Raw genomic sequence first — 16,943 nt, 5'->3', positions numbered from 1 at the left:
TGATAGTTTATATGACGCAGGTATAGCAAGGAGGAATTCGGAGAATTCCTGCTCTTGTTCAAACAAACCTACTTAGAAAACTAAAATTAGATTTACACAATTTGGTGCTTTTTTTACATAATAAACCGCAATTGCCGCTAAATAAAAAAGAGCCTTAGCATGGCTAAGACTCTTTTTTATTTAAAAATTTATAGTGATTTATTGAGGAAATACGATATCTGTAATTTGATATCCTGCTTTTTTCACTTCCTTTCTTAGTTTTCCGGTTTTATCAAAAATGTACAGGTTACTAAATGGTTCGCCTCCAGAAAATATCTCCGGACTATCTGCGATATACAGTTCCCCATTTTTTGGGTTGACCTTCCAGCAAGTAGCAAATATGATCCCTGCATCTGCATGGTCTACAAACTCTTCCGCTTTTTTAGTAAGGGTATTGAATCTACAAATCACACCTCTCGAGGTTTCCTGCCAATACAGGTACTCATCTTTACCTCCTGAAGTCAGCACACCATTGGCTGGAATTTTGAAAATGGATTCTAGTTCCACAGAGTCAATTCCTTTATTGTTTTTATCCAGTTTCACAAATTTAGCCTTGTTGGCTGAGCTACCCTGAACACCTAACCAATAGCTATTATCAGTAGTCTTAGCCAGTCCGGAAACATTTTCTTTATAGGTATTCAGAACCACCACTTTACCTCCTTCTATTTTGATCAATTGTTTCCCTGCTCCTGTCACTACAGCCTGGTTAACGGTATTGATTGGAGTCAGGCTAACCTCTTTACTCCCCTCCAGAATACTAGAGCTGATACTTCTATTGGTCAAGTCAACTGGATACAATCCGGATTTCCTGCGATTGGTCACATTAACATACCCGGTTAGCCCATCTGTGGTGGCGAAATAAGTAACGTTGCTCACAGCAGATTTATTGATGACATAATTCAACTTCAAAGTTTGTGCATCAACAACCGTCAGGAAGTTTGGTCCACTGGATGAAGTAATGTAATATTTATCCTTAAATTGATAAAGTTGATTTGCTTCGGGTGATAGAGAGGCACCTGGATTCAGGCTTGAAAATACATTTAATTGAATGGTTCCATCTTCATCTAAATGGGAAATACCAGAATTTCCCAAGCCAGTCTCATCTGTATAACTCAATAGTAAAACGCCCGCCCCATAGGGTCCGATTACTTTTACCCTGTAATTCAGTGAGGTTTTTCCTTTACTGTTTTCTACCTTAAATTCGATATTGTAAATTCCCGGATCTGCCTTTTTAAAAGTATACGTTGAGGTACTGGCCACTTCCTTACCGTTTTCTATCCATTGGTAATGATTGGCTTTTCCGCTGATTTGCGGTGCCAGAATCATCTCCTTGTCCATTTTTACGGTAATCAGGCTATCGCTCGCATGCTGATAGGTCAATTTTGCGATTTCTGTTTCTTCTTTTTTGCAGGATACGGCTAGCATACCCAGGCAAAACATTGCTGCTATGGTTTGTTTTATTCTCATCTTATGCATTAAAACATAAGCAGACGGAATGATAAAAAAATGGTTATACACGAAAGGTATCCTCATTCCAGCTTCAATCCCCGAAAGCTATGAATCATAAATGCTAAAGGCAGGTCTTCTGACTTGCTCCCCTAAGTACGGTCTTCCCATTTTTTCGAAACAGTGACCTTTTGAATGTACCTCGGTTAAGGAGCTTACAGCTGCGGGACAGTTCTGGATTTACACCAGATTCCCTTTTAATTCCGGGTGTGAGTCCGGAAACCAAAAGCGGCGCAAAGATATAAATCTATCTGAGTAGTTTAGAACTAAAACCACAATAGTTCCTATATTCTTATTTTATAAAAATCGGCATTCTCCTGCCATTATTATTGATCATTAGCAGAATGTGTTGATGAAATTCACATAAAATCGAGTGTAATCTTTATCCGGGGCCGGAATGAGTTTTACTTCAATTCCCAATGAGGTTAGAATCTCAATCCTATCTTTTTGTCTGGCAGCACTAAACTCGGGAATGACCCAGCGTATCTTATTTAACAGTTTTGCCCCTTTTCGTTTCAAGCGTGCTCTGAAATTAATAATGAACCAAAGGTGCGTTTCTGTAAAATCAAGACCAAAGCCCAGGATATCAATATCCCGGGTAAAGAACAAGTGTACCCAGTTTTCCTGGGACTTGTCTAACAATACTGAAAGACCATTACCTAAAGGATCTTTGAGCAAGTGATGGATCTTTTCCAGATAATCTGCATAATGTTCGAAACCAATTAGAATCGAGGCTTCCGGGAAATTGGCTAACTTTCCTCTATAACCATTATCGCATTCTCCATGAATATGCCAAACCTTAGTATCATTAACAAGATTGTATCTATAAAGGCTGTATTTAGGTCTTTTGAGGTGCTTGAATTGCTGTGAGTCGAAATTTGGATCTATCGCCCGTTCAATACAATAATCATAATTACTGGTCATGTAATGGCGGTAATACCCGGAGCCAATGATGCGCTGAAGCAGTGAGTTCGGCATTAACTTCATGGCCTCAGCCCCCATAATCTCCTTTAGTTCCTTTATATTTTCTTCCACTAAACGTTTACTATTGATATCAAAGGCCAATTGTTCAAAGAACAACTGGTAGGGTTTATCATTCCTTTTAATGTCCACTTTTAACCTGCGACAAACGGATTCCATCAGCTGATCCCAGGAAATTACATTTAAAAGTTGATTCATCCCATTGCCAAGAAAAAGATATTTCTCCTGATCATTGTAGTACTTTTTTAGTGAGGTATAGGTGGTTTTAGACATTAAGACTGCTTTTATGCAATAGCAAGTTAATAATCCTGATTTAAAAATGGTTCGTATTCCTCATTTTTATGCGGCTCGAGAAACATCATTTGAAATCCAAATCCGCAATAAATCCAGGACTTATACAACAGAAAACGCCCGAACCTTATGGACCCGGGCGCTTTACCTGTGGAATTGACTTCCCTATTTTGAAATCTTTACTGTATTAGAAAAATCTTTACTGATCTCTTCATCAGAAAGGATTTTATTGAAGACTTTCAAATCATCAATTGCACCAATGAAACCATTTTTCAAGGCTCCTAAATTCTGCAAAGGAAATACTAAAGTTTCTACCCTTAACATATTCGCTTTGGTATCCGGAAACAGGATCTCCTTACCCATCATCTTCTCCTGAAGTTTTCCATTGATATATAATGAAGTTCCTTTAGGGCTTCCGGTGATCAGCACCTGTGTCCATACGTCAAATGGCAATTGGTAATTGAACTCATAATCCATTCCTTCTCTGGAGAAACCTATTTTTTGAGATTTAGTGGAAGATTTAAACACCCCGTTTTCTGAGCTAAATAGCACCCGTTCTCCAATTGAATTCGGATTAGGCTTTATCCAAAAAGAAACGGTATAACCATAACCAATCTCTTTTAGAGGAAGTTTTACCTCACTATTCTCGCCTGATAAGCTTAATGACTTTCCTTCATGACCTTTTTCGAAACGTACATTATTTTTGATTGCCGCATTTCTTTGGTAGACAGACTGATCTTTTATCGTCGGGCTGTTAAAGTTATAGTTCAGAACCAGTGAATCCTTACCTAATACATAACCCGCAACATTGACACCAGGCCCTTCTTTAACCGCCTTTCCTTTAACCAGAAAGTCTTTAAAAGGAATGCTGTCTGTACCAGCCCACATCTTTTGAGATAACACCTGTAAAGCAGGGAAAACACGGTCGTGAACATCCTTCTCTGTGATGCCGTTTCCGCCCGGCGACTTATCATTCCACACGGCAAACATTCCACCAATAATGGTAGGATCCCCAGCCTGGAAAGTCACATTCCCAATATTAACAGGTTCCCATTTCCGGTAAATATTTTTTAAATTCAGGTAGTCATAATAATAACCTGCAGCTGGGACAATATATAACCAACCATCTGGTGTACTGATTTGATTGTAACCTAGTTTTTTCATTTCTCTAGGCTCCCCATAACCATTGTACCAGGAATTCATAGTTACTCCTTTTGATACTACAGGAGTCGTTCCCTTAGCATGTGTTAAAGCACCCCAAACGCGCGCTTCTTTACCAAATCCCTGTACATATTTGATGAAATAATCGGTGAAATACCTGAATTTTTCTGCTTCTGCTTTCGCATATTCGTCGGTACCAATGTGCATCACCTTTCCTTTAAACACAGGATTTGGACCCTCAAGGTATTCTTTAAAGATATTACTTACAATCTCATAGGTTTTTGGGTGGTACAAGTCCAGGTGATCCGGACCATATTTCTTACTGCCGATTTCAGGTAGGATTCTGGTGATGGCCAGTGAATGTGCAGGTACATCAATTTCCGGAATAATATCTACACCGTATTCTGCAGCCATATCCTGCAATGCAATGAACTCTTTCTTCGTGTAATGACCATCTTTAGCCGTTAGTGAAGGGTAAGTTGTGCTCTCTAAACGGAAAGCTGCAGGTACATCATCCCAGTTGTTCTTAAAATAGATGGGGAAACCATTGTCATTTAAGTGGATGTGAAACTCAGACATTTTATAGTAAGACATCATTTTCACATAGTCTCTCAGGAAATCAATCGTAAAGAATTTTCTACCCACATCCAGAACAAGGCCTCTGACTGCATATTTAGGGTAATCACGACTCTCTCCTTTTACAATGCGATGATTTTCAGGATCCTGTTCCAGTAGTTGCAATAAAGTTCTGGTGCCCCAAATTGCGCCTTTCTTACTCAAAGCGCTGATCTTTAAATAATCTCCGATATTCAGATGATAACCTTCCTCAGCCAATCCTTTATCAGTTGCATTAAGAGAAAGCAAAATGTCGCCTGTGGAAGGCTTGCCTGAGCTGATTTCCAGGGAGATATTCATGGCCTGAAGATCCTTCTGTAGCATTTTGGCTATGCCTTGCAATACAGGATCTTTCTCCGCCAGGACAATCTTACTTTTCTTTTTCAATTGAAATGTCCCTGTTGAACCATGCCATTCTCTCAAAGCAGGAATCACAAAAGGCTGTTGGTTGACGGCCATTTTTTGCAGATGATATTGTCCCGGGACTTTTATTTTAAGCGTCTGCATATCCATGGTGACTTTGTCGCTTTCACGCTGTAATTGATAAAACAACGACACCTCTACAGTATTCAGGGGACTGTAAACCTTTCCGGCTGCATTGATGACTGATAAACGATCCGATCCTTTTAAAAGGGCTTTAAATCCTTTAGGCACATTCAAATTTGGAAGCTTACCGTCTTTGTAGTCGATCCCACTGGAAAAGGCGACTTGTTTTCCAATTTCTCCAAACAGTACACTATCGGTCTGTTGGGCAAATACCTGTCCGCCTAGTAAAAGGCTACCGGCAGCTATTGCGTATAGTTTTTTCATATTTTAGGTTCTCATTTGATTAGCGTTTTTATGAACCCCTTGTACTTTAATTCGTTTGAATTATTGGTTCAGCACAAAAGATCAATAGACAAGTCTAATAAAATTTTAGCAAGGAGAATGGAAAATGAGGCTACTCAAATTACACAAACGTTTGCACAAAATCATAATCTTTGACTTGTCGCATATCCCCCCCAATTATGTCATGTTATCACAGCAAATTTCCAGGCTCAGAAAGATATTTTTGTTAAAGCATATGGTCTTAGTCCAATTTATAAAATACCTGATCGAGCCTCAATTATCTGAGTTGAGTGCCTATTCCATTGAAAACAGGGAATGGATTATGGTATTTATTTTTATCGTTTGGGTACTGAGTTATACCTATTTACTCATCAGCAGCATTCATCTAAAAATGAATTGGCTGCAGCCTAGAATAAGCTTAAGTATATTACTAATCAGTTCCATTGGATTAATAATTGCTGCAATGTTGAATATGGAGTCTAGCGTTTCTTTCAAAAGCCAAATTAGACAAACCATCCACAAACCCATAAAATCTTCATCAAATGAAAAATACATCAGATGTCCCTAAACCCAGGACTATAAACGATTACATTGCGATGTTTCCTGAAAGTGTACAGCTCATTTTGGAGGAACTTAGAGCCACGATTCAGAAAGCTGCTCCTGAGGCAGAAGAGACCATCAATTATGCCATACCAACTTTCAGCCTGAACGGAAACCTGGTGCATTTTGCGGCTTATAAAAACCATATCGGCTTTTATCCTGCCCCCTCTGGAATTGCTGCCTTTCAAAAGGAATTATCGGAATTTGAACTCGCGAAAGGATCCGTTAAATTCCCAATAGAAAAAGCACTCCCACTCCAGTTAGTCAGTGAAATTGTGGCCTTTAGAAGACAGGAGAATTTGGAAAAGAAGAAGAAAAAGAAATAAGCAGTAAATTTTAAAGGGAATCAATCGATTTATATACACGATTGGTTAATCGATATTGCTCGGGCGACATTCCCATTTGTTTTTTGAATAAGCGGGAAAAGTAATAAGGGTCTTCATATCCCAGATTCAATGAGATTTCTTTAATTTTTATATTAGAGCCATAGAGCATGGTGCAGGATTTCTGAACCTTCAATTGTATGAAATAATCCATTGGTGAGCTTCCCGTCGACTGTCGGAACAGGCTGGAGAAATGAGATGCAGACAATTGGTATCGATCTGCAAAATCCTCTACAGTGAACCGCTCTTCCAAACTGCCCTTCATAAAGACTGTCGTTTCTCTGATCATATCTGTTTCTTCTGCACCGACAACAGGCCTGGCCGGATAAAGAAAGGTGGATAGAAAATGATACAAACACATATTTGCATTGTTCAGGTTATCCCTGCTATAGCCCATCTCCAGTGTCGCATACATTTCCTTCCAGATCTGAAGTCCCTTTTCATTATAAGGAATATCTTTAGGGCCATCATTTAGAGAAATATTGAGCATAGTATTAAAAGCATCCATATATGCCCCGGAGTAATGTAGCCAGTAAATGGTCCATGGACTTTCCTCATCAGCTCCATATTTCATCGCTTTTGTGGTTGCTGGAAGATGAAAAAACTGTCCGGGCTCAACATGATAACGCTTATCCTCAATCTCATACCATCCTTTTCCTTGAAGACAATAAATAAGGATATTATCTTCACAGCCCTTTCTGCGTTCTCTAAAATGATGTGAAGCTTTAGGAAAATAACCAATATGGGTGATAAAAATCTGGTTTAACACATTTGAAGCACCCATATTTTTATAGATCATGCCCGGTAAGCTAATCAGCTTCTGTCCTTCAAATCCATCTCTTACCTTTATTTTCTTCATATCAGTAGTTTTGTTAAAACCCATTATACTTATCATAGGGTAAAACTAGCAATACCTGCGAATTATCCATTAAAAATTAGCTGTCAGTTTTTCTCCTTTGTTTAGATCTACCTCATAAACATCAGCTCTTTTCACAACTGATTTGACATTCCATTTTGGTATTCTTCCCCCAAAATTATCCTTAATTCGCAACTTTCCAGTCCTACCTGCAGTGATGCTAAAACTAGAAGTCTGATTGTTCTTTCTGACTGCCGAAACCATAAAACCTCCTTCAGCCCTTAAATTATTAAATGAGGCATCTGCCCATTTTTTAGGTGTTGCAGGAAAAATACGAATCATACCGCTATGTAACTCACCCGGCTTGGAACTCCAGCTTTGCATTAACATTTCATGCACAGCCTGTGAAGCCAGGAAATTCCCTTCCAAAGTAAAAGGTCGGTAAGTAAAGCCAGAGTAACCGCTTTTGGTCTGATCACCATTGACATGAAATCCATTTCTCAAAACAAAGGCCTTCACAAAAATGTCCAGATTTTTCACTGCAGCTTCTGCATCACCTACTCTTGCTTTTAAGCAGCTCATCCAGGAAAAGGTATAGCCAACCCAGCTACGGGTCCCCAATTTATCCCAATTGTTCAAACTTGACTTAATGATCTGTTCTTCTTTTTCACCGCCTTCGCTAGTGATCAGATTGAAAGGATAAATCCCCATAATGTTGGATAAATGACGGTGACTTTGAGGCAATTCATATTTAGCATCTACCATTAACGTTCCATCTGCCTTGGTATGAAAATCACCTAAGCCTTTAGCCGCTTCCGCCCATTTTTGAGCCTCTATAGTTTTACCCATTTCCAGCGCCATTTCTTTCAGGGAAAGGAATAACATTTTCAGGCTCATCAAATCATAATTGCTATTGGGCTCCAACCAGGCTTTAGGACTATTGTCGAATATCTCAGGAGAAGAAGAAAGTGGCAGTTTCAGCAAGCCATTGCTATCTTTTTTCAATAAGCCCAACATGCATTCACCAACCTCTGAACTCCATGGATAGGCCTTTTCTTTAAGGAAAGTATCATCAGCGGTGTATAACCAATGTAGATAAAATAAATGAGCACTCCATGCACTCATTGTGGGCGACATACTATATTGACCCCAGCCACCCAAAGGCTGTCCGGAATAAGACATTACTCCCGGACAAGCTAATCCTTTCGTACCATAAAAATCTCTCGCAAAATCCCGGAAGAAATCACGACGATCCCATAAAAAATTCAGATAAGAAGCTCCTTCATCATATCTACCAGATTGCTGATAGGCCATATAGGTCATCTGAGTATTCAAATCGTTGTGGTAATCCCCTTTCCAAGGTGGCAAAGCACCATTATCCGCAGTCCACACCCCTTGTAATGGCATAGGTGGCGCATTTAAACGGGATGCTGCACCATAGAAATATTGCACTAAATTGTATTGCTTTTGTACTGCAGTATCAGGAACGCTTACACTGGATTTTTCCCAAAACTCCTTCCACCATTTTATATGTGGCTGAAGCATGCCCTGATATCCTTTATTTAAGGCTGCTGCACATCGCTGAGCTGCCAAGGCCAAAGGATCTTTAGCATCCACTGTAGAGGTAATGGTTAAGGCAATAAGACTTTCCTTATTGTTTTTTCTGGTCTCGATATACACGCAGTATTTAAGTCCGTCGGCTGCTTCCTGGATATACCATTCTGCATTGGTCGATTTTCCTTTAACGGCCTCCGGATAACCAAGTTTGCTCACTGATCCACCACTACTCGGCCCACCATCCCCTTTTGTGTTTCGGTGGTAGACATCCATTGGACTCAATAATTGTACTGCTTTTGCGGAAAGACCTTTGATTGACAACAAAGCAACCGGATCTTTCGCACTGTAGAAAGCATTCAATACTGCTCCGGATTGGAATCTTGCGAGCCCCTCAGCAGTTACTTCCTTCAGCTCAAATTCTTTAACAACTTCTCCATCCGGGAAGATCAGTTCAATTCTTCCAGCAGGCAATTTAGTTGGACTAACGCCATTATAAGCTTCATCCCACCAATCATTTACGGTATTAAATTCTTTTCCAGCTATCAGTTCCGCTCCTTTGTGGTAGGTGTATTTTTTCCACCACTCCTTTTCTCCATGGGTACGTTCATCCCATAAATCTCCCCTGTCTAAAGAGAGTCTAAGGGTATTCTTCTCTCCCCATAGCAAACCTCCCATTAAACCATTACCCAGAGGCAAGGCCTCATCCCAGGTGCTCACCGGCGCTTTAAGCACCAGGTTGTAAGTAGATTCAGGGAGTCTCGCTTTTTGACCATTGACGGATAAGCTTAAGCAGATAGTTAAAGCCAAGAAACTGGTTTTAAGAAAATAATCTTTATTCATGATGGTATGATCTCAGATGGTTTGGTTTTCAGGTTTATTATTGTGGTTGAAGCCAAAGCTATGCCCCACAACTTAATCATTAAATAGATTAAGTCACTATTTTAATGGATTATCCTCCGAATAATACCGCTAATTTAGTGTAATCAGTATATTCGTATTATGAGTTTCAAGACAGAATTTCCCATACTATCAAACTGCACTTATCTAAATACAGCGAGTTCAGGTATCTTATCTGCCTCCATTACGGAATGGAGAAAGATGCATGACCAGGATTTTTTCCTTCAGGGAAGTAACTTTCGCTTACTACAAAGGGAATTCTTGCAGGATGTGAGGACACATGTAGCCGGATTCTTTCATAGTAAAGTAGAAAATACCTTTCTCGTACAGAATTTATCGATTGGTTTCAACACTTTTCTTGATGGACTATCGACTGATCATAAATTTTTACTCATTGCCAGTGATTATCCTTCGATTAATTACCCGGTTGAAAGTAGAGGATTTAGCTGTGATTATGCAATAGCAGACGAACATCTTGAGCAGAACATCCTTGCAAAAGTAGAAACATTTAAGCCATCTGTATTGGCACTTAGTTTGGTTCAGTATGCTACAGGTATTAAAATTAACCTTAATTTTCTCAAAAGATTAAAAGAAAACTATCCGGATCTATTAATCGTTGGAGATGGCACACAGTTTTGTGGAACTGAAGATTTTAATTTTGAAGCGTCCGGACTGGATGTCTTAATCAGTAGCGGCTATAAATGGATGCTTGCGGGTTATGGAAATGGATTTGTACTTCTGAAAGACCATGTCGAAAAACATTTGTATCAGAACAGAATCAAATGCCCGCTGCCCACTGAGCCCTTTTTAAAGGATAGAAGTTTATTATCCCTTTGTTTTGAACCCGGACACCTGGATACCCTAAATTTTGGCACCTTAAAGCAATCAATTTTACACCTTGAATCCCTGGGCACAGACTTTATTTCTAACCGGTTACAGTCATTGGGAGATATGGCAAAAAAAGCTTTCGCAAGTCGTGGATTATTGAACAGTTCAGTGGTAGCAAGAGCAGAACATGCTACAATTTATAATATCCCAACCAGTGACGATATCAATAAGCGTCTTCATGAGGCCAATATTCTGGTTACTCCTCGAGGAAATGGCCTAAGAATTTCCTTCCATGTTTACAATACGATCGAAGACCTAGAGCAACTATTGAATATCCTCGATCAGAAATAATCCATAAAGGCGGTAGCCAGGTTATCCATTACTAAAAAAATATTGAGTTGATTTCGTTTAAATTCTATAAAATCATGTTAAGTTTTAATTAACCTTCCCTTGATGAAGAAGAGAAAATTGCTGTCAGGACTGTCTTTCAATAACCATCACCACCTGCAAAACTCCTGGTCATTTTATTAACATCTGCTTAAAAGCAAGGTGTTTACAGAATTTTACTTCAATTAGACATTATGCTTTCAGCAGGGAATAATTTTTAACTCAAATGATCAAAAAGCGCAAAAAATACCCTTAAAAAAAATCGCTCGAATTATGGTCAAATCAATAATTTTAATTAATATTACAGAGTTAGAAGTCTAGCGAAAGATTTCGATTAATAATTTAGAACTTTAATCTTAGTGCCATTCTAATTTTAAAACCAAGTATGAGATTAGGCTCCTATCCGGGGATTGAAAAATTAAGCTCCATTCAATTACAACACTTGTTTGAGGAGAAAACCCAAACAATGTTTAGTGTAATCATCTCATTAGCAGAAATGTTAACTGAGATGCCAATTGCCTTTATTGCTGCCCCAGATGACAATGGCTTTCTATTTAAAACCAGGACTAGTTTTTCAACAGATCCCTGGGAGCTTCCCTTGCCTTCCAGCACACCATTAGTGATACCTGATATTCAGTTTGAACCAGGGTTTACTAATCATCCATTGATAAAATCAGGCATTCGTTTTTATGCATGTATACCTGTCCTGACTGCAGAACAACTTCCCCTCGCTTATCTATGTATCATGGATAGCAAGGTTGGAACACTATCAGACAAACAACTGAAAGCGCTTGAACTATTGACTCAGCAAATTTTCAGAATCATTGATGACGAACTGGATCAATTTGAACATCATAAAAGCCTAGCCAATGCCCTTACTACCAGTCAGGAAATAGATATCATTTTTCATAATGCCATAGATGCAGTGATTGTTCTGGACGAAAAAGGTGTCATTTCAAAATGGAACCCAAAAGCTGAGCAAATTTTCGGCTGGGAAAAATCAGAAGTGATCGGCCAGCATTTACACGAGTTTGCCTTTGTAGGTCAGGATCTTCAACAATATCGTGAGTTACTGGAAAACTTAAAATATGATGATCCGGAAAACCATCCAAATACAACCATAGAATTCTCTACGATCCGAAAGGATCAAAGTGTTTTTGATATTGCCTTGAGTATTTCTCCGGCAACTATCCAGGGAGAACATTTTTACATTTGTTTTGCCGTTGACATCACCAGTCGGAATCAGATTTCGCAGGTGCTGGATAAGCAGCAAAAGTTTTATGAAAATATATTAAATAAACTACCAACTGATATTGCTGTTTTTGACACGAACCATAAATACCTGTTTGTTAACCCCGGTGCGATCAGTGTAAAGGAATATCGGGATTTTATAGTGGGTAAAGACGACTATGAGTATGCAGCCTACCGCAATAGGGCCACTACTACCGCGGATTTAAGAAGAGCACAATTCCTGCAGGTAAAAAACAGCGACAAAGAAATTCGCTGGGAAGATAGCCTGAAAGATCCTGAGGGCAACAACATCACCCATTTGCGTCGGATGTACCCTGTTCATGATGACGATGGCCAGTTATCTATGGTCATTGGATTTGGTATAGATATCACTGAACGGAAGGTGATGGAAGAAAAACAAGCTGCACTTGTACAACAATTGTCCTCACAAAATACCCAGCTTATCGATTTTTGTAATATCGTTTCGCATAATCTGAGAGCACCTTTGGTCAACATGTCTATGCTGGTGGAGTTTATTGAAGACACCAATAACCCGGAAGAACAAAAAACACTGATCTCCAAGTTAAAGCCAGTTATAGAAAACCTGCATACCACTTTTAATGAGCTGGTAGAATCCATCCAAATTAAACAGGATCTGGAGATTAAGTCTGAAAACATCCTGCTGACCGATTGTATCCGCAGGACATTTGAAGGACTGCAATCAGAAATCAACAAATCTGAAGCCGTAATAGAGACCGATTTTGAAGAAGCGCCATCAGTTTATTTTCCTGCAAAATATCTATACAGCATTTTTCATAATCTTTTCAGCAACTGCCTGAAATACCAAAGTCCGAAAAGAAAATTAGTGATTAAACTTCAAAGTAAAAAAGTGGATGATAAGGTAATCTTATCATTTAAAGACAATGGTCTTGGAATAGATATGGATAAGCATAAAGACAACTGTTTCAAAATTGGAAAAGTATTTCACCATCACCCCAATTCAAAAGGATTTGGGTTATATATGACAAAGACACAGGTAGAAGCCATGAAAGGTAAAATATGGGTAGAGAGTAAAATAGACGTTGGTTCTACCTTTTTTATTGAATTTATAAATCAGAAAGCATGAATTCCTTAAAGAAAATAGCGCTTATAGATGACGACAGCACCTTTGTTTTCTTAACAAAGAGAATGATGAAGGCCGCAAATATCAGCACTCATATCGATGAGTTCAATGATGGCTTACAAGCACTGACCTTCCTCAAGGCCAACCGAAATAATGAGGAAGTTTTACCGGATGTGATCTTTCTGGACCTGAGCATGCCGATCATGGATGGTTGGGAATTCTTAGAAGAATTTACGGTAGAACGGCCAAGTATCCAGAAAAGTATCATCCTGTATATTGTTTCTTCTTCTATTTCTCCCCACGATATTGAAAGATCCAGGGACTACAGTGTGGTATCAGATTTTATCATTAAACCATTAAATAAAGAAAGATTTGTCCAGATAATGGCTGATCTATCCTAATTCAGCTGCCTTATTTCATCCCATTGAACAAGCAAAGCGACTAATTAAATCACGATAAAAAAACATGTTCTCCTCTCCAACAGTAAACCTTGACCTGCTCAAAAAAAGGGCTTATAATTTAAGGTGGGCAACCGTTCCAGACGGTGTCATTCCATTAACAGCAGCAGATCCAGATTTCCCTTGCGCTCCGGAAATCTCTGAAGCCATCATTCGTTTTACAAAAGACAGATATCTTTGCTATGGTCCGCCTGAAGGATTGCCACAATTCAAAACAAGTATGGCAAGGTTCTTTCAGGAAAAACGGAATATACCAGCAGAGCCTGCATTGCTGTTCCCGGTAGACAGTGCCGCTTTTGGCATCTGGCTAACCTGTAAAGCATTTTTAAATGCCGGAGATGAAGCCCTGATTTTTGATCCGGTAGATTTCCTGTTCAGGTACTCTATAGAGGCTGTTGGTGCTACTGCAATCCCATTTTCTATCCCTCCAGGAGATGCTGCAGTAGATTTTGAGCGATTGGAAAAGCTCATCAGTAAGAATACCAAAATGATCTGCATCTGTAATCCTTTAAATCCGACAGGAAAAGTATTCAGTCGTGCAGAATTGGAGCGTTTTGGAGAGATTGCCTGCAAGCATGATTTACTCATATTATCAGACGAGATCTGGAGTGATATCATTTATGCACCGCATGTTTTTACCAGTATTGCTGCACTGAGCGAAGAAATCCGTGACAGAACCATTACCATCACAGGATTCAGTAAGTCATATGGTTTGGCAGGCTTAAGAATAGGTACAGTAATGGCGTCAAACACGGCCCATTACAGCAAGCTCTTTGAAGCTTCCTTACACAGTTCTACCATCAATGGAGCCAATGTATTATCGCAGATAGCAGCAGTTGCCGCATTGGACGAATCTGCATATTACCTGGATGCTTTCAAGAAACACTTGCACCAGATGCGCGAATTAGTTGTAACTGAACTTAATCGCATTGATGGTTTCCACTGCATCGCTCCGGAAGGTTGTTATGTGGCTTTTGCCAACATCACCGGAACCAAAAAAACCAGCACAGAAGTACGCGATTTACTCTTTAATGAAGCGAAAGTTGCAGTAGTACCTGGCTTAAAACAATGGTTTGGCGAAGGCGCAGAAGGTTATATCCGCCTTAGCTTTGCTACTTCAGAAGAAATACTCACAGATGCGCTCTCTCGCATCAGGAACACCATAAAATCAGTATGAAAGTTGTCATAATTGGAGGAGGCATTGCCGGACTCACCCTTGGTATATTTTTGCGAAATCAAAATATTGAAGTTGTCGTAAATGAAAGACTGGTCAACATGCCCGACAGAGGTCATGCCTTTCTGATGCATAGCGATGGGCTCAGTAGATTAAAAGAACTGAATCCGGAAAACCATAGTCTGATTCCAGGAAAGATGGTCCAGGACTTCATTCTTAAAAGACCATCCGGACAGGAAATCAAGCATTTACACCTGGACTCCTGGAAATGCATCAAGCGTGGCGACCTGATTCGTTTTCTAAAAGACACTTTCCCAAAAGAGCTGGTTCATGAGGGCCGCGAATTCAGTCATTTCATTTATGAAAATGAAAAGGCCGTTGCTGCTGTATTTAGTAATGGCGAGGTGGAGTATGGTGATATTTTTGTTGGTGCAGATGGCGGAAACTCCAAAGTCAGACAGCAGATCATGGGTGATGTAGTCTTTACTCCGGTTACGGTAAAAGAAGTGGTTGGTGTTTCTTACAATGAACAACTGGCAAAAACACATGGCCAGAATTTCACCAAGTTTCAGGACGACACCAAAGGTCTTGCTTTTGGTATGATTCCTACGGATAACAATGAATTCGTCTGGTTTGTACAATACGATTGTTTGGCAAATGATGTTAAGACCCAAAGTCCAGAAGGTATTTCTGAGTTTTGTAGCGAGTTGTTAAAAGATTTCCCTGCAGAGGTCAAAGAATTATTGTCCACTAACGACTTTACCAGCAGTTACATCTGGAACACCCGGGATTTTGACCTGCTTCCTAACTTTCACAAAAAAAATGTCGTTTTAATAGGTGATGCAGCCCATCTGTCACTTCCATTTACCAGCGCAGGTACCACCAATGCCATCGTAGATGCAAGAACGCTGGTAGATGAATTACTGAAAAACGAAGATTACGAAACCGCGTTTCAAAGCTATTATACAGACAGAGCTCCGCAAATAGAAAAGCACATCCAGCTGGGCAGGGATTTAAAGCATAGTTTCTTGAACCCAGCTGAGCAAAACGACGATGACATTCCTGTACCATTGATTGCCAAAAAAGAAGAACAGGATGAGGTGAATTCGATTATGCAGATTGAAGTGTTGTACTTTACAGACCCGATCTGCTCCACTTGCTGGACGATCCAACCATTACTCAGAAAACTTAAACTGGAATATGGCAGCTACCTGAACATTAAATACTGCATGGGCGGTATGCTTCCTTCCTGGGGAGAATATCCAAAAGGAAAAGTAAACAATCCAGGTGAGGTAGCGAAACATTGGGATGAAGTTTGCGCTATTTATGAAATGCCTATTGATGGAGACCTCTGGATTGAAGATCCAATGCATTCGTCTTATCCTCCTTCCATTGCATTTAAGGCTGCACAAATGCAGGATAACGACCTTGCTCCTCTTTTCTTAAGACGCATCAATGAGATGGTTTTCGTGGAAAAGAAAAACATCATCAAATGGGAGCACCTCGAGAAGGCTGCATTAGAAGTTGGGCTCGACTCTGCCAGACTACTAAGAGACTTTGAAGGACGAGCTAAAGAATTGTTCAAGGAAGACCTAAACACTGGTAAAACACATGGTGTAACCAGTTTTCCAACATTGATCTTTTCAGATTCATCCAATGAACATGTGACCGTTAAAGGGCATCAGACTTATGACCATTTTGTAGAGATCATTTTGAAGCGCCTGCCACATGCTAAAAAGATTGAAATAGACACCGACCCAAAAAATCTGTTCAACCACTTCCCTACCATGGCGGATAAGGAATTTGCTTACCTCAGTGACATTTCAATGGAGGCTGCATCCATAAAGTTAGAAGAACTTTATGATCAGGGTTTCCTGAAAAAAATGGAAAGTAAGAACGGTATCCTTTGGAAGAGTAATTACTACGAACTGATTTAAGCCAAAAGACTGATCTTAAATCACAGACATCTATCATTTACTGCATTTAAATAAACTTAGTGGCTTCCTTTTTCCAGGGAAGCCACTTTTAT

11 protein-coding genes and 1 riboswitch are annotated in these 16,943 nt (G+C 39.6%); of the genes, 6 read left to right on the top strand and 5 right to left on the bottom strand.

Annotation, left to right across the window (positions count from 1 at the left end):
• Nucleotides 1-198 precede the first annotated feature (198 nt).
• The 3 genes from R2Q94_RS06065 to R2Q94_RS06055 all read right to left on the bottom strand — a co-directional run bounded on the left by R2Q94_RS06065 (nt 199) and on the right by R2Q94_RS06055 (nt 5,403).
• The gene (locus R2Q94_RS06065) at nt 199-1,506 is read right to left on the bottom strand and encodes a DUF5074 domain-containing protein (RefSeq protein WP_316820552.1); all 1,308 of its coding nucleotides are present in this window, start codon (nt 1,504-1,506) and stop codon (nt 199-201) included.
• 90 nt (nt 1,507-1,596) lie between these two features.
• Nucleotides 1,597-1,787: riboswitch (cobalamin riboswitch) on the bottom strand.
• Nucleotides 1,788-1,881: 94 nt separating this feature from the next.
• The gene (locus tag R2Q94_RS06060; RefSeq protein ID WP_316820551.1) at nt 1,882-2,799 is read right to left on the bottom strand and encodes an SIR2 family protein; all 918 of its coding nucleotides are present in this window, start codon (nt 2,797-2,799) and stop codon (nt 1,882-1,884) included.
• A gap of 183 nt (nt 2,800-2,982) precedes the next feature.
• Entirely contained in the window at nt 2,983-5,403 is a 2,421-nt protein-coding gene (locus R2Q94_RS06055; protein ID WP_316820550.1) for a family 20 glycosylhydrolase, read from the bottom strand.
• A 560-nt stretch (nt 5,404-5,963) separates the two neighbouring features.
• On the opposite strand from R2Q94_RS06055, the gene R2Q94_RS06050 reads away from it, so the two are divergent.
• A complete protein-coding gene (locus R2Q94_RS06050) occupies nt 5,964-6,347 on the top strand; it encodes an iron chaperone (RefSeq protein WP_316820549.1) in 384 nt (127 codons plus the stop codon).
• A gap of 10 nt (nt 6,348-6,357) precedes the next feature.
• On the opposite strand, the gene R2Q94_RS06045 is transcribed toward R2Q94_RS06050, so the two are convergent.
• Nucleotides 6,358-7,263 carry an AraC family transcriptional regulator gene (locus R2Q94_RS06045; RefSeq protein ID WP_316820548.1) on the bottom strand — a complete coding sequence of 302 codons (906 nt, stop codon included), beginning with the start codon at nt 7,261-7,263 and terminating at the stop codon, nt 6,358-6,360.
• Between the two features lie 69 nt (nt 7,264-7,332).
• On the bottom strand, nt 7,333-9,657 hold the full coding sequence (locus tag R2Q94_RS06040) for a glycosyl hydrolase family 95 catalytic domain-containing protein (RefSeq protein WP_316820547.1): 2,325 nt from the start codon (nt 9,655-9,657) through the stop codon (nt 7,333-7,335).
• A gap of 159 nt (nt 9,658-9,816) precedes the next feature.
• Here R2Q94_RS06040 and R2Q94_RS06035 point away from each other — a divergent pair, with 159 nt between their 5' ends.
• From R2Q94_RS06035 to R2Q94_RS06015, 5 genes are all read left to right on the top strand, one after another.
• A complete protein-coding gene (locus tag R2Q94_RS06035) occupies nt 9,817-10,893 on the top strand; it encodes an aminotransferase class V-fold PLP-dependent enzyme (RefSeq protein ID WP_316820546.1) in 1,077 nt (358 codons plus the stop codon).
• A gap of 421 nt (nt 10,894-11,314) precedes the next feature.
• Nucleotides 11,315-13,285: a PAS domain S-box protein gene (locus R2Q94_RS06030; protein ID WP_316820545.1), complete on the top strand. Its 1,971-nt coding sequence runs from the start codon at nt 11,315-11,317 to the stop codon at nt 13,283-13,285.
• Entirely contained in the window at nt 13,282-13,683 is a 402-nt protein-coding gene (locus R2Q94_RS06025) for a response regulator (protein WP_316820544.1), read from the top strand. The genes R2Q94_RS06030 and R2Q94_RS06025 overlap by 4 nt, the downstream gene beginning before the upstream one ends.
• Nucleotides 13,684-13,747: 64 nt before the next feature.
• Entirely contained in the window at nt 13,748-14,917 is a 1,170-nt protein-coding gene (locus R2Q94_RS06020; RefSeq protein ID WP_316820543.1) for a pyridoxal phosphate-dependent aminotransferase, read from the top strand.
• On the top strand, nt 14,914-16,851 hold the full coding sequence (locus tag R2Q94_RS06015) for a DsbA family protein (RefSeq protein ID WP_316820542.1): 1,938 nt from the start codon (nt 14,914-14,916) through the stop codon (nt 16,849-16,851). Before R2Q94_RS06020 ends, R2Q94_RS06015 begins: the two co-directional genes overlap by 4 nt.
• The last annotated feature ends 92 nt before the right edge of the window (nt 16,852-16,943 follow it).

It is taken from the genome of Pedobacter gandavensis, assembly GCF_032678465.1.
GTDB lineage: Bacteria > Bacteroidota > Bacteroidia > Sphingobacteriales > Sphingobacteriaceae > Pedobacter > Pedobacter gandavensis_B.
Note: the sequence above shows the minus strand (reverse complement) of the source record. Positions and strands in the feature narration are given on the sequence as shown.